The organism is Thalassobellus sediminis (assembly GCF_044386045.1).
Taxonomy (GTDB): Bacteria; Bacteroidota; Bacteroidia; order Flavobacteriales; family Flavobacteriaceae; genus Thalassobellus; species Thalassobellus sediminis.
In genome coordinates this window covers 707,616-733,728 of the sequence record NZ_JBISCD010000040.1, presented here as the reverse complement: position 1 = coordinate 733,728, position 26,113 = coordinate 707,616, and the positions used below count along the sequence as shown (strand labels likewise).

Here is a 26,113-nt window from a genome sequence, read left to right as displayed (position 1 = left end):
CAACGTTACATTTAAATTTCAATTTAACATGTTCCACGTGGAACATATTACTAATTTTGTTTGCAAATATACGTTGTTTATTGAATACTAAACCAACTGACTTAGGTAGTGGTTTTCCTTTTCACGCATCACCTTAGCCTCTTCATCCGTTTTATCTTTATAACCACAATAATGAAGTACTCCGTGTATAATAACGCGCTTCAATTCATCAGTAAAAGACACATTAAAATCTTTAGCATTATCGGCAACTCTTTCTACTGAAATAAAAATATCGCCCTGTATTAATTTTCCCATAGAATAATCGAAGCTAATAATATCTGTTAATGTATCATGACTCAAAAACTCTACATTTAATTTATGAAGATAATCATCATCACAGAACACATAATTGATTTCTTCAAGTTTGTGTGATTCTGATGAAATAGTATTTGAAATCCATGAAGAAATAACAGACTCATCTTCTAATATAAAATCTGTTTCGTAATTAAAACTAATCATTTGCTTGCTTAAAATATTCTTGCACTTTCTTTTTATAAACTTGCTGCAAAGGTAATGCTTGTCTATTCAATATTTCAGTAGTTTGGAAATATTGTTTAGCTGTTGGAATTTGATTATTAGAATTGTTATTAAACTCATTTATATTAGTTTCAGATTCCATTTTATCATCTTCACCTTGCTCAAAAGCAGCATTCTCCATTTTTAATAATTGATGCTTTAACTCCATCATTTTTTGAAGTGTTTCATTAGTGAAACCTTTATTTAACAAATCAAGCTCCACCTCTTCCATTTTTTGCAATAAATCTTTACCATTTCCGGATTTACCCATTCCATCTTTGCCTTCTTTTGCTAATCTCTTTGCTAATGCATTTCTTAATTCTTGTTGTTGCTGATAAATTTTATATAATTCACCACTCATACCCTCATTAGATCCTTCCCCTTCTCCACCAGTACTTTTACCATCTTCTCCTTCCTCACCTTTACCATCACCTTTTTTCTTTCCTTCTTTATCTCCATCTTTCTCTCCTTTACCCTCTTTTGGTTTTCCTTGCTCTTCTTTTTTCATGCCTTCCTTCATCATTTCATTAAGCTGTTCTTGACTCATAATAATATCTGGAAGCTGCATGTCTCCTTCTCCTCCTTTACCAGCAGACATACTCATACTTTCTTGCATATTATCTAGAACATCACTTAAATAATCGGCCAAATTATTAGCTGCAGTTATAACAAATTGCTGACTAGAAACACCTTGATACAATTGATTCTCGGCTAAAAGATTTAATGATTTATCTATATTATAGAAAACCTCAGTGATTTCATTATTTACTTTTTCTGAAATTTTTGGCTGTCTTAAAGACAACGCAAACAAGCTATCATCAACATGCTCAAAATGCTCTTTTAACTCATTTTGTTTTATTAAATACGATGAAAATTTATTATGGTTAACATCAACCGATTTAAACTGATTCATGAGCATTTCTTGATCAAAAGAAAAAAGCACCAAATTATCTAGAACCTGTCGCAACATCTCCATATCTTCTTGCATTTGCTCTCCTCCACTTGCTTGCATAGAACTAGACATTTTTGCACTCATTTTTTTCATTTTTTGAGCGGCTTTCTTCTGGCTTTTTTTAGCGTTTTGTAAACTTTCTTTGGACTGATCTTGATTAGCATCTTGAGCTTGTTTTTCTTCCTCATTTTTTTCTAAGGATTCGGAAGCCTTTTTTTGCTCGCCATCAATTTCTTTTTCGTCTAATTTATCTCTTGGAATATCGATGGGCTTTTTTAATTCCTTGCTGTCTTTTTCTAAATCTTCAATTTGCTTTTTAAAATCTTCAAAAGCATTATTTAATTCATCTTGATTTTCTTTAGTATTTTCTTCATCAGATTTATTAGAAAGTTTTTCTTGTTCGTCAGCTAATTTCTCTAAATCATCCTTAAGTTTTTCTAGTTTCTTTTCTACGTAAAAACGTTTTGTTAATTCTAATAACTGTTCTAAACTTCGCTTTTTATTTTTATTCTGTTTAGCAAGTTCATCTAACTTTTTTACTAATTCTTCCTTCCCTATTTTCTCATGGAGTTTTTCAAGTTCCTCTAAAAGTTTTTCGTCTTTTTGAAGTTTCTCTTCATTCTCTTTTAATCGTTCTTTTAGATCTTCTTTAAATTGATCGTCCTTTTGATTCTCTTTTTGAAATTCTTCTAAATTATTTTTAAGTTTTTTATTGAAACTTTTCATCATTTCGTCTTGCTCTTTTTGACGCTTGAAAAATGATTCTAATTTCTTTTTATCGTTAAAATTTAAAGTAGATTTCTCTTTACTAGTTTTTGTTAACTCTTCTAACTTTTTATCTTGTTCTTCAAATTTCTTTAAAGACTTATTCAAATCTTTAATAGACTCGCTTTGCTGTTTCAAATTCTTTTCAGCTTCTTCATTTTTGGTTCGTTTTCTGTAATTAAACGCATTACTTTTTACACTTTTACGATCGTTAACTAAATCATTATCAAATACTTGAAAGTATAAACTATAAGGAATTCCAGCTTCAATCTCTAAATTATTAGGAAAGGCTGTAATAAAATCTGAAATATTAGAATTGGAGAAATCTAAAGTTTTAAACGATTTATCACTCTCATTATCAGACGGATAATAAACCAATTGTAGTTTACTAAAACCATAATCGTCACTTATTTGCCCGTAAAAATATAAGGTTTGCAAGTCTAAAGTATCCTTTTCTACTTTAATCTTAATCTCAGGATATTCATCCTTTATAACATCAATATTAAAATCTAAATTTTCATAGTTTTTTAAATTTTTATTGCTCGTGCTTAAGGTATAATCGTAATTATTAAAAACTTGTTTCTTAGCTTCAAAAACACCTAGTTTATCTGCATTAAAACCAATAGTATCTTTGGCAAACAAATTAACCTCATCAGTTGCTTTTGTTTTAAGTTGCCAAGTAATTTTAGTGCCTTCAGGAACAACAGCGTTACCCGTGCTTTTTAAAACGGCGTCTTTCTTTTTGGTATAATTAGGGTAATCTAAAACCATTTCGAAACTTAACAAAGAAGGCACTTCTACGACACTAAGCGTATAAGGTTTAGAGGTTATATTATTTGCAGTTAATTCAAACTGAATATTCGTTTTAGGTTGCGAAAACACATATTCAAATTCGCCAATACTTTTCTGTTGCAAAAAGTAAGTTTCGTTATTATAAACTATTTGAGCAGATTCAGGCATTACCTCACCTGCTACTTTTACTATCAGCTTAAAATCTTTATTTTCAATTGCATTTAAATCATCATTAATTACAAAAAACTGAAACGGTGCTGGCGGTTCGTAAGCCGTTTTGTAATGCACCACACGTTCGTAACTATTGCTAAACCAATTAGAATTTCCTGTTAAAAACGTTATCAATAAAATTAAAACAGGTATAATGGCGTACTTAAAATAGCTAAGATTTTTCTTAAAATTAATAGCCAGTTTAAAAGGAATTGGATTTAACTCTAAAGATTTCTGTTCGATACTAGCCAATAATAATTCCGACTTCGTTTCATTTTCATTTAGCTGAAGGACATTTAATAATTTATCGCTTACTTCAGGAAAATGTAAACCAATAATTTTAGAAGCATCTTTATAATTTATTCCTTTTTGAAGTTTAAATAATTTGGCTAACGGAAAAAAGATAAACTTAACAAGCAAACCAAATTCTACAATAATAAATAGCCAAAATAAAATGGTTCTCGCCGTTGTATTTAGCCATAAAACATGCTCGATAAATAAAGTGAAAAGAAAATATAGTAAGCCAATGGCAAAAAACAAAATAGCGCCTTTAAACAATTCATTAGTATAGTAACGCCTAATAAATGCTTCTAACTTACTTTGTATGTTTTCGAAATTATTCATGATTTGGGTAAATTTCCGCCTTCAGAGAAATGAAAAAACTAATTTAATAGACTAAACTACAATTTTATTTTTTACAAGATTTATAATTGTGTGTTAATTAAGGATTATGCTTAATAAAAAGCAAAAACTTACGACTTCTAGTTTCGGTCTTCTGTCTTAATACATATCTTTGCAACAAATTTACAAAAACATGACTAAAAATGTTCGTGTGCGTTTTGCACCAAGCCCAACAGGACCTCTTCATATAGGGGGTGTTCGTACAGCGTTATTCAATTATTTATTCGCTAAAAAACATAACGGAACTTTTATTTTAAGAATAGAAGATACCGACCAAAATCGTTATGTTGAAGGTGCCGAACAATATATTATTGATGCTTTAAATTGGTGTAACATGCCTTTTGATGAAGGCCCAGGAAAAAATGAGAAATTTGGACCATACAGACAAAGCGAACGTAAAGATTTATATAAGGCTTACGCCGATGAATTGATTGCTTCGGGTAACGCTTACTATGCGTTTGATACTGCTGAAACTTTAGATTTTCACAGAAAAGACCACGAAACAAAAGGAAAAACATTTATCTACAATTGGCATAACCGCTTAAAATTGAGTAATTCTTTATCGCTTAGCGCGGAAGAAGTACAAGCTAAATTAGATGCTGGTGATGATTATGTAATTCGTTTTAAGAGTCCGCAAGACGAAACCTTGCACTTAACCGATATTATTCGTGGAGATATTAAAATTGATACAAATATTTTAGATGATAAAGTATTGTTTAAAAGTGATGGTATGCCAACCTACCATTTAGCAAATATTGTTGATGATCATTTAATGGAAATTTCGCATGTTATTCGTGGTGAAGAATGGTTACCGTCTTTAGCATTACACTATCAATTATACAAAGCATTTGGTTGGGAAGCTCCAGAATTTGCACATTTACCGCTTATTTTAAAACCTACAGGAAAAGGGAAACTAAGCAAACGTGATGGCGACAAATTAGGGTTCCCTGTTTTTCCATTACAATGGACAGACCCTAAAACAAACGAAGTTTCTAGAGGTTATAAAGAAGATGGTTATTTTGCCGATGCCATGGTTAATTTCTTAGCATTTTTAGGATGGAACCCTGGAACGGAACAAGAAATTTTTAATCTTGATGAGCTAATTGAAGCTTTCGATTTAAAGAAAGTAAACAAATCGGGTGCACGTTTCGATCCTGATAAAATTAAATGGTTTAACCACCATTATATGCAAGAGCAATACAATGAGGATTTAGCTCAAACTTTTAAAAATAGCCAAGCAGAACTCTCTGAAATTGATGTTGAATACATAGCTTTAGTTATTGGCTTAATAAAAGAACGTGCCACTTTTGTATCTGACTTTTGGAACTTAAGTCATTTCTTTTTTACGGCTCCAACATCGTATGATGAAAAGGCTTCTAAAAAAGCCCTTAAAGAAGGTACTGATGTTATTATGGATCAAGTTATTTCTATTGTAAATACTATTGAAGATTTTACTGTAGAAAACCTTCAAACCGAAATTAAAGGTTGGATAACTTCCAACGAAATTAGCTTTGGAAAAGTTATGATGCCTTTACGTTTAGCTTTGGTAGGTGCCTTACAAGGTCCCGATGTGTTTGATATTATGTACATGATTGGTAAAAATGAAACAATTAAACGTATTGAGAATATTGTAAAAACGCTGTAATTATAACCAAAAGTATAGTATAAATTACAAAGCCTCTTCATAGAAATATGGAGAGGTTTTTTGTTGATCGCTATTTACTTTGTCAGAAAAAATAGCTAAATTCGTTTAACATTAGATTTAAAACATTAAAACTATTTCATATCAACGTAGTTACCACATAAAATAAAACTATGAACAAATACAAATATCTATTTACAATTTTAATCTTATTAAGCATCCTTATTTCCTGTAGTTCTAATGACGAAAAAAGTGAACCTCAAATTATGGAACCTGAAGTATTAACTATTAACGCTACAATAGGTACTAATGGAGGCGTTAAACTTATAGGAAGCTATGAATCTAATGGAAACACTATTTCCGAAATAGGATTTGAATACTCATTAGATAGTCTGTTCAACAATGAAATTAAACTCAATTCAGAATTAAGTTCAAATAATGAAATAGAATATTTTCTTGCTAATGGAATTGAAGAAAACACAAAATACTTTTACAAAGCATTTGTAAAATCTTCTGGAGTATCGTTTTATGGGGATATTAAGAGTTTTATATCAGATGGTAGCGTTGCACCCGAAATAAATTCTATTTCAAATGATTTTGGTCATATAGCTGATACTTTAGAGATACACGGAAAATTTTTCAAAGATGATAATCATCAAACATTTGTAGATTTTTCAAACATAAATAGTCAAATTATCACTTTAAACGATACAATTATTAAATGTAAAGTTCCTGTAAATATTAATTCTATAATTAATGATGTAAGAGTAAGAATAGACAATAGAGCTGATTCATATTCTTCTTTTACTTTATTCGAGCCAACAATAGAAACTATTAATCCAATTATTGGTGTAATTGGCGATACTTTATCAATTAATGGAAATCATTTTGATATTGTTAACTCAAGAAATGATGTCTTTTTTGGTAATATTCAATCAACAGTAATTGAATCAAATAGGGAAACTATACAAATCATAGTGCCAGAAAACATTGAAAGTCCTACAGAATCAATTAAGTTGAATTCACAATTACAAGAGGTAACGTATAACACTTCGTTTCAATTATCTGCACCTGAAATAAACTCTATCTCTCCCTTAAATGCAACTTTCAGGGATGAAATAACAATCACTGGGAATAATTTTGATTTCAAAATATCAAGAAACAAAGTCTATTTTGGGAACACTGAAGCAACTATCACCTACGCTGATAAAAACACTTTAGTAGTAACCGTTCCAGACGATTTAGAAAGTAGTTCAGAACAAATCAAAGTTGTAGCTCAACTTCAAGAAGTTATATTTAATGAAAACTTTCAATTAATTCCGCCTGAAATTAATTTTGTACCACAAGATGTTTATGCAAATCAGGATATTACAATTCAAGGAGCTTATTTTCATCCTATCTTAGACAGAAATAGCATTACTATAGAAGACATAGAGGTTAACCTTATATCTGGAAATACGGAAAGTCTTGACACCAAAATACCTCTAGGCCCTTTTCCTAGAAGAAAAGCTATAGTAAAAATTCAAATTTTAGACTTAATCGTAGAATACGAAGTTGACCTTAATATTTTGGATAAATGGGTAATGGTATCAGATAATTTACCATTTGAATATTATGGAACAAATTTTAATAATGCAGTGATAGCTAATAATACTCCGTATGTCCTTTCAAGAAATAAGAATTTCAATAACGAGGAAATTTATTTATGGAAATTAAATATTGAAGATTTTTCTTGGGAACAAATCCAATTACCTTCAAATATTGGGCTTTATAATGGTGGAGGAGCAATTGTTGATTCTGATGGTGAGAATATTTATGTTTATTTACCTGAAAGTCAATATGATTTTTGGCAATATAATCCACAAACAAACAATTGGTCTCAGAAAGCTAATTTTATTGGAGAAGATAGACATGGATGCACACATTTTTCAATAGATGGAGAAATTTATGTTGGTTTAGGAACTGCCCCAATCAAACTTGATTTTTACAAGTATTCACCTGCTTCTGATACTTGGTTACAAATTGAAGATGTTCCTTTAGGAGATTTTGATGCAAGAAGAAACACTGGTGTCTTTGTCATTAACGGGTTATCGTATGTTTGCAATGGAGGTTTTAACACAGGAGATATTGATTGTTGGGTATATAATCCAAATTCTAATTCGTGGAGTCAAATAGCTGATTTTCCTGATGCGAGAAATATTACTGCTGGTTTTTCACTAAATGGAATTGGATACATTACGGGAGGTGGACCTATTGGGGGAAGTAATACAACAGACAGTTGGTTATACAACCTTTCTTCTAATAACTGGACTAGAAGTGAAAATGTTGGTCATATAGCAAGAGGAGGACACTTTACCTTTGTATTTAATGGGAAAGCTTATGTTGGCGGAGGAAGAAATTTAAGTGGAGGTTCAGGGGTCTTTGACTTTTATGAGTATATACCTTAAAATAACGTGTGTTAACAATGGCTATAAGTAATTTCTTGTTCTCACCTACTTCTGAAAATCCTCACGGATTTTCAGCTTGGTGTGTACTTGAAAAATTAAGTGTTAAACCAAGCAACTACTCATAGCCGAGACCGTTAAACGAACAATTTAATAAAAATACTAAAACAAAACCATAGCACCCAAAACCAACAAGGTTTGGTTTCCTTTAAAACGAGCACCTCCACCAGCTGTATCTAACTCTTGATTTTCTAATTTCTTCAAAATATTTGTAAAGCCATAAATGTATTGAGCTTTCAACTTAAAATTCTTAATACCAACTGAAGCTCCAACGGCACCATTCAAATTAAATTGAGAAATATTGGCAATGTCTTCAGCTGTTAAGTTATTATAATTATTTACAAAATAAGCTTCTTGTCCTTTCTCTTTAAATTCTAACTTACTGTTGTATTGTAACATTGGGCCAACATCAATAGTAAAATGTTTTGGAATCACCTTTATATGTCCCAACAATGCTACTTGAGCAGCAAACATTTTGTAATCTATAAACTCATTAGAAGTACTAGAAATATTTGGTCTGCCTAAAATTCCTATAGTACTTTCAGATAGTTGCATACCAAAACTTATATTATACCAACGGTGAGGAATATCAACGATAGCCAATAATCCACCCATAAAACCATCTCCTTGTTTTGTTGTAAAATTATCTGTTGTAATATCCAATTTTGTAATGCCTCCAAAAATGCCAATACCGTTACTAATTCTATAATTTCCTTTTTGTGAAAAACTTTTTGTAACAAAACATGTACAAATAGCTACTAATAGAAAAGACTGCTTAAAATTCATTGTTTATGTTATTAAGTCAACAAATATAATGTAATTTTAGTATCTTGATTTTTTATAACCATTCTTAAATAACACATTATGAGTTTCTTTTTTCCAATTATTATTTTTTTAGGATTAATTATCCTAATATCATCGTTCTTTATTGTTAAACAACAAACCGCTGCTATTATTGAACGTTTTGGTAGATTTCAAAGTATTCGTCAATCTGGATTACAGTTAAAAATCCCTTTAGTAGACAGAATTGCAGGTCGTTTAAGCTTAAAAATACAACAACTAGATGTTATTGTAGAGACTAAAACAAAAGATGATGTTTTTGTTAAATTAAAAGTTTCTGTTCAATATAAAGTAATAAAAGCAAAGGTTGAAGATGCTTTTTACAAACTAGACTATCCGCATGAACAAATTACAAGTTATGTATTTGATGTAGTTCGTGCTGAGGTACCAAAAATGATTTTAGATGACGTATTCTTAAAAAAAGACGATATCGCTATTGCTGTTAAAACAGAATTAAACGATGCTATGATGGAATATGGTTACGATATTATTAAAACCTTAGTAACCGATATTGATCCTGATGCACAAGTAAAAGAAGCCATGAACCGTATTAATGCAGCCGATAGAGAAAAAACGGCGGCACAATACGAAGGTGATGCTGCTAGAATTTTAATTGTTGAAAAAGCAAAAGCTGAAGCAGAAAGCAAACGTTTACAAGGACAAGGTATTGCAGACCAACGTCGTGAAATTGCACGTGGTTTAGAAGAATCGGTTGATGTATTGAATAGAGTTGGAATTAACTCTCAAGAAGCTTCTGCATTAATTGTTGTGACTCAACATTACGATACATTACAAGCCATTGGACAAGAAACAAATAGTAACTTAATTTTGTTACCAAACTCGCCACAAGCAGGAAGTAATATGTTAAACGATATGGTTGCCAGTTTTACAGCAAGTAACCAAATTGGAGAAGCTATGAAAGAAGCTAAAGAGAAAAAGAAAAAAGAAGAATAAAGCCGTTTTCTAACTGAATAAAAAAAGCCTTAAAAATTTAATTTTAAGGCTTTTTTATATTTTAAAAGGATGCCGTTCTTCCCAATCTTGTTTAGGATGCATCAACTTAAAAATTTGCTTTAAAATAGCATTTATAAAACCATTGGTATGTTTTATATAAACGCTCATAGGTTCTGGCTTTGCTCCTACTGAACTTTTAATTTCCATAGCAGTACGCGCATATACAATATTTGAAAACTTGTCTTCAATGGCAAATTTTACCATATCATAGAGCATATTTAAATACAACTGATTGGGATATTGATGCACCGTATCATAACCTAAAAAATAAGTTTCTAAATCATCCCCATTTAGAATTAAAGTGTAAAACCCTATTAATTGATCATCTAAATAATAACCAAAAACTTTAAACGATGCTTTTAATTGAAGTTTTAAATTATAAAAATGATTTTGCGCTAATTCAAACGTGTTAAACTTGGCATTATTAGAAACATTTAAATATAATTGATGAAGCGTTTCGGAATGAGTTTCAATCGTTTTTAAATCTAATTCTTTACAAGTTATCTTTCCTAGTTTCTTTTTTGCTCGCTTATAACGGTTTTTGTACTTTTTATTTAAACTAGCTAGATAATCTTCCATTTTTAACCAATTAGGATTAACTCGCATCGTCATATTGGGCTGCACATACACATGATGTAGTTTATTGGATAGAAAAAACGCTTTACTTTTATGAATAGCATCTGCTTCAAAAAAATCTTTAAGCATTATGGCTCTAATTGTTTTCTTTTGATTTGTTTTAATCCTGATTCTAAGAGTGTTTAAAGCTTCAAAAACAACATCTAAGTATTCTGCTTGCGAAATACTATTCGCTTGATAAAACACACCGTGCTGACCCGTATGCATTAAATTACCAACCACCAAAATGTTTCCTCTAACTATTTTAGAAACAATACTTTTAAAAGCTTCTCTAAAACAAGAAACTTCTGTTTTTCTAAACATATCATTTAAATACAATTGTACCCGTTGTACAACAGCAACTCCAACTAATAGGTCATTATTAAAAACACCCACATAAAAAAATTGAATATTTTTTGGAGACGCTTCTTCTAAAGCTTCAAAATAATTGGGTTGTAAAAAAACATCGTGTTCAGTAATATGCTTCCAAGATTCTGGAAGTTCTTTATATGAATTATAAATATGATGTGTTTTCAATATAAAATAATAAAGACCGAAGTTACATACCTCAGTCTTTATTTATGTTAATAAATTACAAAATTATTATTTCCAGCCACAAATAATAGCACCCATAATCCCAAGTGTTACAATCCAATAACCTGCATTAATAAATATGTATTTAGCACCTTTTCGTTCAAATAAAGCATTGGTTCCAATTATAGGAAGCGCAATTAAAACACCAGTTAAAACGCCATGTAAAGCACCATGTTTAAAAGTTCTAAAAGCATCTCCATAATCGGCCATTAAAGCATCATAAGAAGGTAAAGCCACAGATGGGTCTCCACCTACAAGGCTAAAAACGCCCATTTGATGGATAACTATACCTGGTAAAGCTGTTGCTAATAAAAACGCAAAGATTAAAGCTAAACCAAAAATTTTAGCCATATTTCCGCCTTTAATTTGCTCATCGGTCATACCAGCAGCTTCCATCCAAGCGTTTCCAAAAACTTTTGGGTTGTACCAAATAAATCCGACAACTAATGCCGAAACAGCTGCTACTAGCATTGCAATTGGGTTTAATAATTCCATAATAATGTCTTTTTAGTTAGAAGTTAAATATAATACTTTTTAAAAAACTGATAATTAAACGTTTATTTAAGAGTATTAGCTTCATTAACTAAAAGGTCATTTTTATCTTCAAGTGCTTTTGCTATAAATTCGCTTATAGCATCATTCTTTTCTAGTCCGTTTTCTAATAAAACGCCTAAAGTAATAGCTACAGCAATACGTGTTCCTGCTTTTTTTACGGCTGTATTAAAAAGAGGTTGCAACTCTTCATAAGTTACACTTTTAGCAAGTTCTTGAATTTCTTCTTTAACCTTTTGCTGTTTTATTTCTGGTAAATTGGTGTATTTCTTACCTAATTTTTGAATCACATCAATAGCTTTTCGTTGTGATTGCTGATTGTTATTTGGCTTTACCGCTTGTTGTTGAGGCTTAGGTTTTTGTTTTGCCCAAGTATCACGTAAACCAACTGTTTTATTGAATATTAATTTATCAGAAGATGAATCGTTATCGACATTAAAATAGCCTAAACGTTGAAACTGAAACCGCTCGCCTACTTTAGCTTCTAATAAACTAGGCTCTACAAAAGCTTCAATAGTTTTTAAAGAATTAGGATTTATAAATTCCATAAAATCTTTGTCTTGATGGCTATCTGGTGCTTCATCAATAAACAAACGATCATATTCTCTAACTTCAGCTTTTACAGCATGTTTTATAGATACCCAATGCAACGTACCTTTTACTCTTTTAGAAGTGTCTTCGGAATACGTACAATAAATTTCTGTAATGTTTCCATTAGCATCTTTTTCAACACTTTCAGCTTTAATTATGTACGCGTTTTTAAGTCTTACTTCTCCACCTAACTTCAATCTAAAGAACTTATTACCAGCTTCTTCTTTAAAGTCCTCTTTTTCAATATATAATTCTTTTGAAAATGGCACTTTTCTAAAGCCTGCACTGTCATCTTCTTGATTGTTCTCTGCTTCTAACCACTCTTCTTTTCCTTCTGGATAATTAGTAATTACTAATTTCACAGGATCTAAAACAGCCATAACTCGTGGTGCTGTTTTATTTAAATCTTCACGAATACAAAACTCTAAAAGCGATACATCAATAACATTATCACGCTTTGCAACACCAACAGTTTCAACAAATTTTCTAAGTGAATTAGGTGTATATCCTCTTCGGCGTAAGCCAGAAATAGTTGGCATTCTAGGGTCATCCCATCCAGCTACAATTTTATCTTCAACCAATTTAAGAAGCTTGCGCTTACTCATAATGGTATAACTTAAATTTAAACGTGCAAATTCGCGTTGTTTTGGTCTAATTAAACTGGTGTCTATAACTTGGTCTAAAAACCAATCGTAAAGTTCTCTGTGTGGTTTAAATTCTAAGGAACATAAAGAATGTGAAATTTGCTCAATATAATCGCTCTCACCATGTGTCCAATCGTACATTGGGTAAATACACCAATCGTTTGCTGTTCTATGATGATGCTTCTTTAAAACACGATACATAATAGGATCACGCATCAACATATTTACATGTTGCATATCTATTTTAGCACGCAAAATGTGTTCGCCTTCTTCAAACTCGCCCGCTTTCATGCGTTCAAATAAATCAAGGTTTTCAGCTACCGTTCTATTTCTATACGGACCATCAACACCTGGCTGCGTTGGCGTTCCTTTTTGTTCTGCCATAGCTTCACTAGACTGCGAATCTACATAGGCTTTCCCTGCTTTTATAAAATGAATTGCCCAATCATACAATTGTTGAAAATAATCTGATGAGAATAATTCTTTATCCCACTTATATCCTAACCAAGCAATATCTTCTTTAATTGCATCTACATATTCTTGCTCTTCTTTTGCAGGGTTTGTATCGTCAAAACGAAGGTTCACAGGTGCATTATATTTTTCTCCCAAACCAAAACTTATACCTATAGCTTTTGTATGACCTATATGCAAATAACCATTAGGTTCTGGAGGAAAACGAAAACGTAAGTCTTTTTTAGACATTCCGTTTGCCAAATCTTCTTCTATAATTTGCTCTAAAAAATTAAGCGATTTTCTTTCTTCAGACATACTTGATATTTATTTCAACTAAATAAGCTTCAAAATTACGGAAATTCAAACTATTTTAGCTTAATAAGTTTAAGAAGCTAATGGGAAAAATAAAAGTTGAAAACATTCGGGTATTTGCATACCATGGTTGTTTAAAAGAAGAAACAAAAATAGGAAGTGATTATCGTGTAGATTTAGAAGTTGATGCCGATTTACAAACCTCGGCAAAAACAGATGATTTAAGTGATACTGTAGATTATGTGTTTTTAAACAGGATTATAAAAGAAGAGATGGATATTGCTTCTCACCTACTTGAAACCGTTGCAAAACGTATTTTAAATAGAATTTTTAACGAAGATAAATTAGTTAAAAAAGCCACTGTTTGGGTTAGTAAATTAAACCCGCCTATTGGTGGTGATGTTGCAAAAGTGACAATAAAAATGACAGATAAGCGTAAAAAGTGATTTTATGCATTGAAAAGTCACATTTTTTTTTACTTTTGCACCAATAATTATGGCGTCGTGGCCGAGTGGCTAGGCAGAGGTCTGCAAAACCTTGTACAGCGGTTCGAATCCGCTCGACGCCTCAAAAAAAGCTTTTAGTTTATTCTGAAAGCTTTTCTTTTATAGGATTTATTTGTTCAAATTTTTCTTTTAAAAGCTCTTTCTCTTTTGGAAAAAATCCTTGAACTAACAATAAAACACCAAAGCCTAAGATTAGAAGTGCTATTATTTTTTTTGTTTTAAATATTAATCGAGGTGTCAGCTTGTTTTTTAATTTTTTTGCAATAAGTATTTTAATAAGGTCTACTAAAAAATAAACTATTAAAATAGTACTTAAAAATACCACAATACCATCTTCTGACTTTGTTAACGAATTACCAAGTACAATAAAAGCAACCCAACCTAAAAGAACTCCAATATTTATAAAGTTTAATAAAAAGCCTTTTAAAAAGAGCTTACCATAGCCTTTTTTAATTTCAACTTTATGATATTCTCTAACAATGTCTCTAAAAGATTTTGATGCTTTTACAAATGAAATAATACCATAAACAACCAGTAATACGCCTCCAAAAATTAAAAAATTAGGGTCATCTTTAATTTTTTCTAAAAGTTTATTGGTACTAAAAAAGGCTACTAAAATAAAAATGACATCGGCTAACATAACGCCACAATCAAAAATTAAGGCGCTTTTAAAACCCTTGGTCGCACTAGTTTCTAGAAGCACAAAAAAAACTGGACCAATAGTAAAGGCAAGTATAATTCCAAATGGAATGGCTGCTAAAATATCATCAAACATAATTTATGCGAAGCTTTACACAAAGTAAAGAAATATTTTGATGAAAATTAATACAATCTAGTAAGTATATAAAAAAAGGTGCTTAAAATAAGCACCTTTTTAAATTGTAAAACAAAAATATTATTTCTTAATAATCTTAATACTTTTAAGGCCTTTTGCCGTTTTTATTTGTGCAAAATACATCCCTCTTTTTAAACTTGTTCCATCTATTGTTGCTTCGTTAGAATTAGGCGATATTGAAATTACATTTTTTCCTAAAATATCGAAAACTCTAATTGATGAAATCTTTTCACTTTTAGTATTAACCTTCCAATTGTTTTGTGTTGGATTTGGAAAGACTTTAAATGACGTTGCAGTAAAGTCATTAGTACTTAAAACACCACTACAAGTAGACTCAAATGGTACAGTTATATCTCCTGTTTCTAGCAATGCCCAATTTCCTGGATTACTAACTTTGCTCCATAAAACATTAGGAAGAACTACATCGGCTGCAGGGTCTTCACCGTTCCAAGTAAGCGTTATGCTTATTTTTCCTGGGTCAGATGTGTCAGGAGCAGAAGGTGTTGGATTACCAGTTATTGGTCCAGGTAATACTAAATCATCAACCGGATCAGCATCATTAGACTCAATAGTTACTTTCATCGATCTAAAACCTGGTTCTTGTCTTTCTATAGTTAACTTAATATCTGAACCTGCATCGCCGCCAAACGCATTAACAACTTCATTGCAATAACCACTTGTCACCGCTGGTTTACTATAAATATAAACATTGTCTAAATAAATATCACCAGCGTTTCCACCAATGGCATCTAATTTCCATTGAAATAATTTTGTTAAAGGATTTGAAAAAGCACTTAATGGAATATCTACTCCTGTCCATGTTTCAAGAACAATACCTCCATCTTCTGTAACTAGATCAAATGGAGATTCACCTAAACCAATATCTATTAAAAAAAACTTAAATACTGATACATCTGTTGCCCAATAATCTAAATGGATATGTGTTGGGTTACCAGATAATGCAGTTACATCAACTTCATCCCATTTTGCTCCTACAAAATTTACTCCTGAATATTTTAACACTTCATTGCCGCTAAAAGAAACACCAGTAGTAGTTGTACCTCCAGAAAAATCTTGACCAACAAATCCTGGCGCAACCAAAGTTGTGCCATCTATATCTGTACTATAAATATCAAATAAACTAATTTCAGTAGGCAATGGTGGTGCGTCTGTTGGAACCGCTGGACAAGCATCACAATTTGGGCCTCCACAATCAATTTCTGTTTCACCTTGATTTTTTACACCATCATTACATGTTTCCACAATAGCAGCACCTGCATCAGCCATAATATTATCTATCCAAACTTCTCTTGAAACCGTGTCTCCATTTGTACCTTCCCAATTACCTCCACCTTCTACTCTATTTGGGAAAAATGAAATACGATTATACTCACCTGTAGCAGATACAGGTGTAAAATCCCAAGTAACAGAACTCCAACCTGTTCCAGGATGTAAACCATCTACTTCTTTATCAGGCTGTCCAACACCTGCAGTTAATTTACCCAAAATAGCTATTGGGGTCGCACCTATATAATAAACATCTGCCGTAATCGTCTTGGTAGTGGTTACATTAATGGTGTTATCTGTCATAATAAGAATCGCATTTTGCCAAGGCATACCTGCAGCATTAGAAATCATCCTACCTACTTTCCCATAAGTAGCATTTTCTATCGGAGCATCCACAACATCTGTAGTAGTCATTGGTTCACCTGCATTAAAAGCCCAACTCCCCTCAAGAGGTGCAGGATCGAATGTAATGTCAATTTGAGAATACCCAAAGGATACAGTCAAAAGTATTAGCAATAAAGTAATGTTTTTCATAATCATTTAGTTTTAATTAATATTTAGAATTGTTGTATTCTCAAATATACCTATGATTAAATATGAATTATGCATATTTATACACTACAAAAAACATACATCCTAATAAAACTGATGTATTTTTATTTTTTTAATAGTAAAGGTTTAGTGGTAATAAGGGTTTTGACACGGATAATAATGACATAAAATACAAGAATTTTATATGCAAAAATTTGAATGTAGTGGTAATGTTGTGGTAAATAAAAAACTGTTTTGGTTCCATAAGAAAATGTTGTATACAAAAACAACTATAAAAGATTTAATTATAGATGTTTAGGTACATAACACTAATTAAAAACAATGTTAAATGAAACAAAAAACGCACATAAATATTAGAATTTATATGCGTTTTCAGAAAGACATTTTAATGTTATTTAAATTAAAACTTCAGCTTTTCATTCTTATCCCAAAGTCCCCAATAAGCTCCTACATCTCCTTCTGCTCCAACTTTCCATGACTCATCAAAAGATGAGAAATAGAACATTTCAATATCGTCAGCAGCAGACCATACTTGAGAATTTATAAAATACTTTAATGCATTTTCATGTGATGGTACAGCACCTTGTAATCCTTCACCAAAAGACGGCCATCCAGTTTCTGTGATAATTACTTTTTTCCCTTTACCAGCATCTCTTGCTTGATTATACATATCTCGCATATATACTAAAGAATACTCAAGACTGCAGCCTTCCCAATATGGATAACAATTTGCTAAAATAACGTCACAAGCTTGGGTAATTCTGGGTCTGTGACTAAACTCATAATAGGCATCTACATAACCCATAGGAATATCTGGAATAGCTTCTTTTACTTGATACATAAAAGCTAGAAGTTCATCTTCAGTCAAATCCTTTCTGTACATAACTTCATTACCAACTGCAGCGATATCAACATACCCTTCTTTAGCCAATTTTATAAGACCCGCAATTTCTTTTTTATTAATTTCATCGTCATCGCCTAACCAAGCTCCAACTAGAGTTTTAATGCCGTACTCTTTAGCAATACGAGGAATAGCTTCATTGCCATCTGTACATGAAAATGAACGAATCCATTTTGTATATGGCTTTATAATTTTCATTCGTCTTCTTATCTGTTTTTCGGTAATTTGTTCACCTGGTTCTTGTCCTTCTTCATAAGGACTAAAACACAAACCATGCATGCCTCCTTTTAAAACTCGTTTAAATAGGTTATGCAATCCTTTAGGTGTTTTATCATTAAGATTTAAACCTGCTAACGACCTAATTTTATCTATTCTGTACGACATAATCTTCTTAATATAAATTACTAATTAATTTCCTTTACTATAGCTCTCCTCTACGCTTTACTAATTCTTCTTTAATTTCTCTAGCTCTTGTTTCATTCAAACTATACTTATACATTATCCAAATGGCAATTGCAGCAGTTAATGATGGTATAACTATATCAGCTATTCTTAAACTATACATGGTTTCTGCCGTTTGTGTTGGCGCATCAGAAATAAAACCTACTAATTTTAAAACCAAACCTCCTAAAAATAAAGCTATGGACTGACCTATTTTTACCATTAACCAATAAATGGCACCAAACGTACCTTCTTTACGAGGCATACCATTATTTAACTCATCTAAATCGCAAACATCTGCCGTCATACTCATCATTAATGTAAAAAGCCCCCCTAAACCAAAAGCTATAAATGGAATAGGCATAAAAATTAACCACGGAGATCCTATGCTTGTATCAATACTAAACCATGACATACCTACACTTTCTAGGAAAGGATTCATATATTCAAATAATGAAGCAACACCGCTATTAAGTGATTGACCAAAACCTGTAGTATTAAATTCTTGATTTAGTTGATTATCAAAGCCCCACCATTTAAGAATATACCCAATTATTGATATAACTGTTGATATAATAAAAGCTTTACGCTTACCCCATTTATTTGCCATTGCCGATATTATAGGTATTACAACAAATGCAGTTGTTACAGCTGTAATTGTAGAAAACCAAGCTGGCCATGTTCCTGCACTTGCATAACTTCCATTATACATGTAAAAAACAATGATATACACACTAAATGCAGCTACTAGTTGAAAGCCGTTGAATACTAAAAAAGTTGCACCACAAAGCTTCATAAATGGCTTGTTTTTTGATACTTGCTTAATTCCTGCCCATAGGTCTTTCATATTAGAACCTAATGACTTTAAATTAATTTCTTTCCTATTTTCCATATTAGCAGAATCAATTCCTCTACAAAAAATAGCAGGCAATAAACCTACAACAGCACAGACTGAACCAACAATTATGGATAAATGCCTCACACCTTCGGCTTGAGTTTCATACATTTCAGGGTCAGCAATTATTACCCAAAACCAAGGCACTATCATCCAAGCTACTTGACCAACAGTATTTGAAAAAGCCATCAACCTAGTACGCTCATTATAATCTGAAGTCATTTCATACCCCAAACCTACCAATGGTGTAGCATACATTGTGTTTCCTGCTAAAAATAAAATGGTTAAAATGAGGAAGTACCAAAAATTATACATTTGAGAATTATCAGGATTCATTTGCCATGTTAATGCAAATAGTACCCCACTTAAAATAGCTCCAACGAAAATAAATGGTCGTCTTCGGCCCCATTTTGATTTAGTATTATCTGAAATAAAGCCCATTATAGGGTCTGATACGGCATCAAATAATCTCGGTAAAGCTCCTAGAATACCAGCATAAAGGGGATCCATTCCAAAAGCAGTAAGTAAAAAGAACATGAAAAAGCCAAGTGCTCCTGGTAATAAGTTAAGCACGAAATGACCTGCTCCAAATGCGGCTTTTTGCCCTAATGGCACTCTATCTTTAGCTACTGTTTTTACATGTGGCATAATCTTATTAGTTTTTAGTTGGTATTAATATTGTTTGTATAGCTTGTTTGCTTATTTGAATATCTATAGACTTTTCATCTAAAGACATCTTTATGTTTTTAGTTTGTTCTCCTTCGTTGAAAATTACAGCCACGATAGTTCCATCGGGATTCTGAGCTGCTGTAACCATTAAAGTATCATCGGAGTTTTCAAGACCAATTATTTTTGCTTCTGGTCTTATATATTTACTAAAGTGTGCCATTATATAATAAATAGGAGTGAAATAAACCTCATCAGAATCAGGATCAACAATTACAGGCGCTACACACCAGTTTTCAAACCAATTTGGCCCGCCTTGTTTATCGAGTACCATATTCCAATCTACCCATCCATCAACCCAATTATTTAGGCAACCTATAATATCTCTAGCGTATCGATTTACTGGCGCATATTTAGGGTGTAAATACTTTTCTTCTTCAGATGCCCAATCCCAACCCCAATCGGTCGCTTCTTTTTTCCAGTACCAAGTATCATCTTTCCAAACCGGAACTTGAGAATCCACACAACCTTCAGTTTCAATTAAAAATTTATTTGGTGCTTTATTATGTGCATATTGCAAGGCTTCAGGAAAAAAATCATAAGTACTCTCGTACCAATGTATAGCCGTTCCATGAAAATATTTTGATGATGCTTCATCTCTATACATCTCATCTACCCATTCTTTTAAACCCGCTCTGTTTTGATCGTAGCCTAAAATAATTTTATCACCATAACCATCAGACTCTAATTTTGGTCCTAAATGAAACTGAACGAAATCGGTCATTTCTTTGGGTGAAAAATGCATGCTTTCCCAATTATTTCCGTTTCCATGAGGTTCATTTTCTACCGTAAAACCCCAAATTTCTATCCCTTCAGCTTTATAAGCATCTAAATATTTTGAGAAGAATAATGCCCAAGTATCATAATATTCTGGAAGTAATTTACCGCCAACCCAATTGTTATTATCTTTCATCCAAGGCGCTGCTGTCCATGGTGAAGCAAATATTTTAAAACCATCTTCAGACACTTCTAAGGCATCTTTTATCATAGGAATTAAATCATCTTTATCTTCTTTAATAGAAAAATGTTCTAGATTTTTATCACCTTCAATAGGCGTATATGAATAGTTAGAAAGTGAAAAATCGCAAGAATTCATGTGCGTTCTCGTTAAAGAATAATTTGCACCTTCTTTTGAGAAATACGCTTTCAAAATAGTATCACGATTTGCTTTACTTAACTTGTTTAATAAATAAGCTGAAGACTCTGTAAAAGCTCCACCAAAACCTGTAATGGTTTGATACGTTTTATTAGATAAAAGCTTTATAGTACTGGCTTTTTCTACAGATGGTCTTTCTGAAATCTTTTTTAACTGATTCCCATTAGCGGAAGTTTCATAAACTTCTACTAGTAACTCATTTTGCTTTTCGTTACAACTTAACATAAGAAGAATAAAAAGTGAATACACACTGTATTTTAATGTTTTCATATTTTAAAACTTTAAGTTGACTCATTTATCTATGTGCCATAATTTCTACAATAGTAACCGGTGTTAAAACATCTTTCAATAAAGCATCCTTATCGCCATTATATGTTTTAGTTATTGGCTTTCCATCTCTTGTTAATCCATTAAAAATGCCTTGATCAACTAAATTCCACAACGCATATTTTGCTTGTCCTTTAAGGTTTATAAGTCCAAAATGATTTTCAGAACCTAAAGCGTTATGTGCATCTTTCCATTGTTCATCAAATGCTTCAAAATAGAAACAAGAAATGTTTTCTTGGTTTGTCCAATTACGTATAAGTTGATAGTATTTTGCCGATTTATATTCATCGGTTGCTCGAGAGCCTTTAGCTCCATAATGTCCGTTTGACAAGGTTGCCCATCCTGTTTCCCCAATATGTACAGGCTTATTAACTCCCAAACTTTTCATATAATTTGATACACTATCATGTTGTTTTTTAGCAAATTGAAATGAGCGTTGCATAGCTGCTTCAATTTTTTTGGCATCAGATAATTCAAATTCATTTTCTGGTACTGCCCAAAATTCTGGATTGTAATGTGAATTATGCATAGGGTAGGTGTGCATTGAAATATAGTCGACAGCTTTAATAAGGTTTTCTAAATCTTCCGTATGATAACTTGGATCACCTCCACCCCAAGACGAGAAATCATCGGAACTTGTAATCCATAAATCTTTTGATAATTCACCAGAATTCTTTAAATCCTGTAAATAATTTACCCACTTTAAAATAACATTTGGCCTAACAAAATAGCTTGTTGCCCAACGTACCATGGCTTCATTACCAACCGCAATAATTTTTATAATGTCTGGATATGCTTTTGCTAAGGCTACTGCTCTATCAATTTCTCCTGCATTCTGTTGGCTCTCTACTTCATGATTAGGTTCTAAACCCGTCCATGCATTTTCGCAATCAATCCATGCACCTAACATTACATACATTTCAAAGGTTGAATCTTCTGCTTTTAATTCTGAAATAGCTTTTAATAAATTAGGGGCTTGCTGTAACTGAACATTATAAGTACGCAAAATTTTCACACCCATAGCTGCCAATATTTTCATATCATCCTTTAACTGAGGAATGGTAGGTTGTATATCGCGAGATTTTTGACGATATCCTCCATACGAAATTGCTAGATAATTAGGGTTTCCTAAAATGTCTGCTGCTGTTTTATAAAATGGCCCTTTTTTAGGTTGTTGATTGCATCCTAGCATAGATAATAAAATTGGTAGTATTAGTAATATTTTTAAATGTGTCTTCAACGGTTTGTGTTTATATCATTTCTTTATAGAAACAATTATTTGATTAATCTCTCCTTTTCTTTCAAAAATGGATTTAGATATTTGCGTATCCAGTTTTAAACTATCAAACACAGTATGTTTGCCTTTATTAAAATTAATTTGTACGCTATCTTTATCTGAAAATTTATATATAATTGGTATTTGACAGTAAGTAAAACAAAGCGAATTAGCTTCTAATTTTATTTCCTGTTCTTCTTTATTAACACTAGTATATTTAAATGATTGTGGGCCTTTTAAAAACTCATTGTCTCTTAACAAACGCGGATTAAATAGTACTTTTCCGTTTTTAACAAAAACACCCAATTCTCCAATTCTGCTTAATATATCTTCTTTTACCTGACCAGTCATCCCTGGTTGTTGAGCTCCTTTTGTTGCTGGTGTATGCGAATAAGCATCCGTTGGAAATGCACCGTATAATTCTGGTGATTTATGCACACCAATACCTGCGTTTATTTCATAATAATGATCTAAAAGCTTACCTATAATAACTTCGCTTTCATTCGTGTTTATTGCTAATAAACAATTTTCTTGTACTGCTAATAATAATTTAGATACCATATGCCAATAAATAGAGCCTAAGCCTTCATAACCAAAAAATGTTCCTGAGCGTCCTGTAAAAGCTTTATGATTAAAAATAGATTCGAAAGTATTTAGTAATAACTTAGAATCTCTTTCTACAAGAAACTGATATTTATTTGGCAAACTTGATAGCGCTTCTTTTAAGCTATTTGCATTATTGAAATTGCCATTAAAATGATAATTTCCTAACACATCTTTTTCTATAATTTGTTGATGCCCCTCTGCAACTAATTGTTTTAACAATTCAGATTGCTCAAAAGAATCTTTAGGGATATTATTCTTTTTATCAAACCTTGGTAATTCTTTATCTGGATATAAAATATAACTGTATTGATCTTCTCTAAATAAAGCACTGCTCTTTAAACCATCTAGCAATTCTAGAGCATCTTTTGGTGATAAATAACCTGAACTTAAAGCCGCTACTTGACCTTCTAACATTTCTGGCAGGTATGAAATTGAAACTTCTAAATCATTTTCAACCGTCATTAAATTATACGCATGAAACATCTTGTCTGAACGCTTATTTGCATCAATGGTGTGTTGTAAATAAGTTTTTGTGGTTTTTATAAAATCTAAAAGCACAGATTTGCTAACGTTATTTTTATTAGATGAAAACCCATTATTATATATAGTACTTCTATACTTACTTCCAGCAATTCCTAAACCATCTAATACAGTTTTACGGTCTTTATTAGAAATGATTCCTGAAAGAATATCTTTATTAGTTTCAAGTGTTAAAATAACTTCATTTAAAAACACCGCTAATTCCTGTGATATTTCAGCATTTTCTATATCAGATTTAGCAACAACTTCTTCAAAGAAATTTAAAAATCTATTTAAATAACAAAGGGTAACCATAGACACACCATTACCAACTAATGCATTATTGGCATCATTCCATTCCGGTCTTTGCGTGTTTAACCAAATACCGCCTTCGGGAATAAAGTTTGAAATTTTTGCTAATACAGTTGCTAATAGTTTTTCAATTAAATTAACCTTGTAAATAGTATCATTTTTGGTTCTTAATAAAGCACCATCAGCGCCTAATTCATGTTTTTTTTGATTGATTTCAGCATCCAATTTATGGTCGAAATCTATAGTGTCTTTAGGATTAGAAAGTGTTTCCTTATAGCTTTTAATTTTATAAGGTACATTAGCATAAACAAAAATATTCTCATTAAAACGTTTTGCCAAAAGGCTAGGGTAGTGGTCTTCTATAAATTCTAAGAATTTTAAAAGATAAATAATTTGATGATCGCCCCAATAACCAATATATGACCATGGATCGTTTTCTTCAATAATTTCCCAATCAAAACCATCTTTTGTAACACGATATGGATTGTAACCTTCAAATGTTGTAGCATTTAAAAACTTATGAATCATACCTTCAATAAACTCTGGATAGGAGTGTGCCAGGGCTTCCCAGTTTTGGAAAATATCTCGCCAATTTCCTTCGTAATCTAAAATTTTAGAACCGTCTATTTCACTTCTTGTATTAATTGAAAACTTGTTCCAAGGTCTACTTGGGTCACCATGTCTTCTACTAAATTTTAGAGGTAAATATTCAAAACATAAACGTTTAAAATTTTTATCAATATCATCTTCTGCTAAATTCTTTAAATAACTTAAAGTAAATAGCTCTGGAAGTTCTTTTAACTGTGATTCTTTTTTATTAAAAAATTCTTTATTGGCTTTAGAAATATATGTTATGAAGTCTTGTTTTTCAATGTTGTAACCGTCATCAAAAATACCACCTCTCATAATATTGAAAAGTGTATTTGAAAAATGCCTCGTATTAACAAGTGGATCTTCAGTTATTTGCAAACCATCTGAAGCAGTGGCTAAAAAAACCAGCTTTTGTGTACCAGCATCTATGTCCTTTTGAAGTAGCCCTTCTATATCTTCTTCATTTTTAATAATTTCAGAAATATGAATTACTCCAGATATAGATTGATTTACATTAGCAACAAACATCCAATTTTTGTCAGAGTTTGCTTCTAATTCTAAATCTGAAGAAATAAAATAAGCTCCTTTTTCTGCTTTTACATCTTCTTCTTGCTTAATACTTTTAAGCTTTCTAAAGTTCTCTAACTGCAAAGAGGATAATAAATACTTTGGATTTTTTAAACCAGAAGACCAAACAATATTAGCTTTTAAAGCTTCACTTGGTTCTGCCTTATCAACAATTATAGCACTTAATGCGTAAATGCCTAAACCTACATTTGGCCATAGTTCACATTTTTTATAGGCATCAACTAAATTACTTCTGCTGTTTTGTAAATCGGCAGTAACTCCACTTGGTAAAATATTTTGTAATCCATCTAAAATTGTAACACTCATTTTAGAATCAGAGTTATTTAGTAAAGTCGATTTTTTAACGAATCCAAATTCATTACTAGAACTCCATTTATATCTAAATGTTAATCCCAAGTCTAGATTTATTTCTTCAAAAACAACTTTATTACCGTATGTGTTTTTATATATGCTTCTTTTCGTTTTGTAAAACCCCATTTGCCTATTAGAAAAAGGTTCCCATACTAAAGTTTTATTTTCTAAATGAATTTGAATAACCGTTTTACTTCCTGTTATATCGGCAGATTCTGTAATCTTATCATCTGTATAATAAGGAAATATTGAGGATTCAGCATTTTTTCTTCCAGAAGTTAAACCGCCATTACTAGATATAAACATCCAATGATTTGAGTCGCTTACAATGCTCATAAAAAATGGACGCATCTCATCGCTATTTGAAATCTTGTAATAGGTTTCATTATCAAAACTAACAAGTTTACCCGTTACTTTATCTGATATCCCTAAAGCCATTTCTTCTTCTTTATAAATTGTTTGATTCATTTATTTACTTATTAATTCATTAGGTTTTTAAACCTTTAGTTCATGATTAATAAAAAAGGT

17 protein-coding genes and 1 tRNA gene are annotated in these 26,113 nt (G+C 31.5%); 5 read left to right on the top strand and 13 right to left on the bottom strand.

From position 1 onward, the window contains the following. Positions 1 to 87 precede the first annotated feature (87 nt). Both ybeY and ACH5TW_RS09765 read right to left on the bottom strand, forming a co-directional pair. Positions 88 to 498 carry an rRNA maturation RNase YbeY gene (ybeY, locus tag ACH5TW_RS09770; protein WP_439336313.1) on the bottom strand — a complete coding sequence of 137 codons (411 nt, stop codon included), beginning with the start codon at positions 496 to 498 and terminating at the stop codon, positions 88 to 90. Then, entirely contained in the window at positions 491 to 3,898 is a 3,408-nt protein-coding gene (locus ACH5TW_RS09765; RefSeq protein ID WP_439336312.1) for a DUF4175 family protein, read from the bottom strand. The genes ybeY and ACH5TW_RS09765 overlap by 8 nt, the downstream gene beginning before the upstream one ends. 190 nt (positions 3,899 to 4,088) lie before the next feature. Between ACH5TW_RS09765 and gltX the strand changes: the two genes are divergently transcribed. After that, entirely contained in the window at positions 4,089 to 5,600 is a 1,512-nt protein-coding gene (gene gltX / locus ACH5TW_RS09760; RefSeq protein ID WP_439336311.1) for a glutamate--tRNA ligase, read from the top strand. 170 nt (positions 5,601 to 5,770) lie between these two features. Next, a complete protein-coding gene (locus ACH5TW_RS09755) occupies positions 5,771 to 8,044 on the top strand; it encodes an IPT/TIG domain-containing protein (RefSeq protein ID WP_439336310.1) in 2,274 nt (757 codons plus the stop codon). 159 nt (positions 8,045 to 8,203) lie between these two features. Here ACH5TW_RS09755 and ACH5TW_RS09750 read toward each other — a convergent pair whose 3' ends face one another. Then, a complete protein-coding gene (locus ACH5TW_RS09750) occupies positions 8,204 to 8,887 on the bottom strand; it encodes a hypothetical protein (RefSeq protein WP_439336309.1) in 684 nt (227 codons plus the stop codon). A gap of 78 nt (positions 8,888 to 8,965) precedes the next feature. On the opposite strand from ACH5TW_RS09750, the gene ACH5TW_RS09745 reads away from it, so the two are divergent. Further along, positions 8,966 to 9,895 (top strand): SPFH domain-containing protein, encoded by a 930-nt coding sequence (locus ACH5TW_RS09745; protein ID WP_439336308.1) that lies wholly within the window; start codon positions 8,966 to 8,968, stop codon positions 9,893 to 9,895. Between the two features lie 54 nt (positions 9,896 to 9,949). Here the strand turns inward: ACH5TW_RS09745 and ACH5TW_RS09740 are convergent, their stop codons facing one another. The 3 genes from ACH5TW_RS09740 to ACH5TW_RS09730 all read right to left on the bottom strand — a co-directional run bounded on the left by ACH5TW_RS09740 (position 9,950) and on the right by ACH5TW_RS09730 (position 13,719). After that, a complete protein-coding gene (locus ACH5TW_RS09740; RefSeq protein ID WP_439336307.1) occupies positions 9,950 to 11,107 on the bottom strand; it encodes a GNAT family protein in 1,158 nt (385 codons plus the stop codon). A 66-nt stretch (positions 11,108 to 11,173) separates the two neighbouring features. Further along, on the bottom strand, positions 11,174 to 11,659 hold the full coding sequence (locus tag ACH5TW_RS09735) for a DUF1761 domain-containing protein (RefSeq protein WP_439336306.1): 486 nt from the start codon (positions 11,657 to 11,659) through the stop codon (positions 11,174 to 11,176). Positions 11,660 to 11,721: 62 nt separating this feature from the next. After that, positions 11,722 to 13,719: a glutamine--tRNA ligase/YqeY domain fusion protein gene (locus ACH5TW_RS09730; RefSeq protein ID WP_439336305.1), complete on the bottom strand. Its 1,998-nt coding sequence runs from the start codon at positions 13,717 to 13,719 to the stop codon at positions 11,722 to 11,724. An 80-nt stretch (positions 13,720 to 13,799) separates the two neighbouring features. Here ACH5TW_RS09730 and folB point away from each other — a divergent pair, with 80 nt between their 5' ends. Then, a complete protein-coding gene (gene folB / locus ACH5TW_RS09725; RefSeq protein WP_439336304.1) occupies positions 13,800 to 14,162 on the top strand; it encodes a dihydroneopterin aldolase in 363 nt (120 codons plus the stop codon). 51 nt (positions 14,163 to 14,213) lie between these two features. Beyond that, positions 14,214 to 14,284: transfer RNA gene (locus tag ACH5TW_RS09720), tRNA-Cys, on the top strand. A gap of 17 nt (positions 14,285 to 14,301) precedes the next feature. Here the strand turns inward: ACH5TW_RS09720 and ACH5TW_RS09715 are convergent. From ACH5TW_RS09715 to ACH5TW_RS09685, 7 genes are all read right to left on the bottom strand, one after another. Beyond that, positions 14,302 to 14,997, bottom strand: coding sequence for a LysE family translocator (locus ACH5TW_RS09715; protein ID WP_439336303.1), 696 nt, complete (start codon positions 14,995 to 14,997; stop codon positions 14,302 to 14,304). 120 nt (positions 14,998 to 15,117) lie between these two features. Further along, positions 15,118 to 16,878, bottom strand: coding sequence for a T9SS type A sorting domain-containing protein (locus ACH5TW_RS09710; RefSeq protein WP_439336302.1), 1,761 nt, complete (start codon positions 16,876 to 16,878; stop codon positions 15,118 to 15,120). Positions 16,879 to 17,296: 418 nt separating this feature from the next. Beyond that, entirely contained in the window at positions 17,297 to 18,181 is an 885-nt protein-coding gene (locus ACH5TW_RS09705; RefSeq protein ID WP_439336301.1) for a glycoside hydrolase family 17 protein, read from the bottom strand. Between the two features lie 37 nt (positions 18,182 to 18,218). After that, positions 18,219 to 19,781 (bottom strand): MFS transporter, encoded by a 1,563-nt coding sequence (locus ACH5TW_RS09700; RefSeq protein ID WP_439336300.1) that lies wholly within the window; start codon positions 19,779 to 19,781, stop codon positions 18,219 to 18,221. 7 nt (positions 19,782 to 19,788) lie between these two features. Beyond that, positions 19,789 to 21,285, bottom strand: coding sequence for a glycoside hydrolase family 30 protein (locus ACH5TW_RS09695; protein WP_439336299.1), 1,497 nt, complete (start codon positions 21,283 to 21,285; stop codon positions 19,789 to 19,791). Between the two features lie 25 nt (positions 21,286 to 21,310). Then, entirely contained in the window at positions 21,311 to 22,534 is a 1,224-nt protein-coding gene (locus tag ACH5TW_RS09690; protein WP_439337509.1) for a glycosyl hydrolase family 17 protein, read from the bottom strand. A 63-nt stretch (positions 22,535 to 22,597) separates the two neighbouring features. Continuing rightward, on the bottom strand, positions 22,598 to 26,053 hold the full coding sequence (locus tag ACH5TW_RS09685) for a 1,3-beta-D-glucan phosphorylase, GH149 family (RefSeq protein WP_439336298.1): 3,456 nt from the start codon (positions 26,051 to 26,053) through the stop codon (positions 22,598 to 22,600). Positions 26,054 to 26,113 lie beyond the last annotated feature (60 nt).

Bases quoted from the DNA above. Each gene is read 5' to 3' on its own strand.
- ybeY (WP_439336313.1), bottom strand. From the start codon at position 498: ATGATTAGTTTTAATTACGAAACAGATTTTATATTAGAAGATGAGTCT.
- ACH5TW_RS09765 (WP_439336312.1), bottom strand. From the start codon at position 3,898: ATGAATAATTTCGAAAACATACAAAGTAAGTTAGAAGCATTTATTAGG.
- gltX (WP_439336311.1), top strand. From the start codon at position 4,089: ATGACTAAAAATGTTCGTGTGCGTTTTGCACCAAGCCCAACAGGACCT.
- ACH5TW_RS09755 (WP_439336310.1), top strand. From the start codon at position 5,771: ATGAACAAATACAAATATCTATTTACAATTTTAATCTTATTAAGCATC.
- ACH5TW_RS09750 (WP_439336309.1), bottom strand. From the start codon at position 8,887: ATGAATTTTAAGCAGTCTTTTCTATTAGTAGCTATTTGTACATGTTTT.
- ACH5TW_RS09745 (WP_439336308.1), top strand. From the start codon at position 8,966: ATGAGTTTCTTTTTTCCAATTATTATTTTTTTAGGATTAATTATCCTA.
- ACH5TW_RS09735 (WP_439336306.1), bottom strand. From the start codon at position 11,659: ATGGAATTATTAAACCCAATTGCAATGCTAGTAGCAGCTGTTTCGGCA.
- ACH5TW_RS09730 (WP_439336305.1), bottom strand. From the start codon at position 13,719: ATGTCTGAAGAAAGAAAATCGCTTAATTTTTTAGAGCAAATTATAGAA.
- folB (WP_439336304.1), top strand. From the start codon at position 13,800: ATGGGAAAAATAAAAGTTGAAAACATTCGGGTATTTGCATACCATGGT.
- ACH5TW_RS09715 (WP_439336303.1), bottom strand. From the start codon at position 14,997: ATGTTTGATGATATTTTAGCAGCCATTCCATTTGGAATTATACTTGCC.
- ACH5TW_RS09710 (WP_439336302.1), bottom strand. From the start codon at position 16,878: ATGAAAAACATTACTTTATTGCTAATACTTTTGACTGTATCCTTTGGG.
- ACH5TW_RS09705 (WP_439336301.1), bottom strand. From the start codon at position 18,181: ATGTCGTACAGAATAGATAAAATTAGGTCGTTAGCAGGTTTAAATCTT.
- ACH5TW_RS09700 (WP_439336300.1), bottom strand. From the start codon at position 19,781: ATGCCACATGTAAAAACAGTAGCTAAAGATAGAGTGCCATTAGGGCAA.
- ACH5TW_RS09695 (WP_439336299.1), bottom strand. From the start codon at position 21,285: ATGAAAACATTAAAATACAGTGTGTATTCACTTTTTATTCTTCTTATG.
- ACH5TW_RS09690 (WP_439337509.1), bottom strand. From the start codon at position 22,534: ATGCTAGGATGCAATCAACAACCTAAAAAAGGGCCATTTTATAAAACA.
- ACH5TW_RS09685 (WP_439336298.1), bottom strand. From the start codon at position 26,053: ATGAATCAAACAATTTATAAAGAAGAAGAAATGGCTTTAGGGATATCA.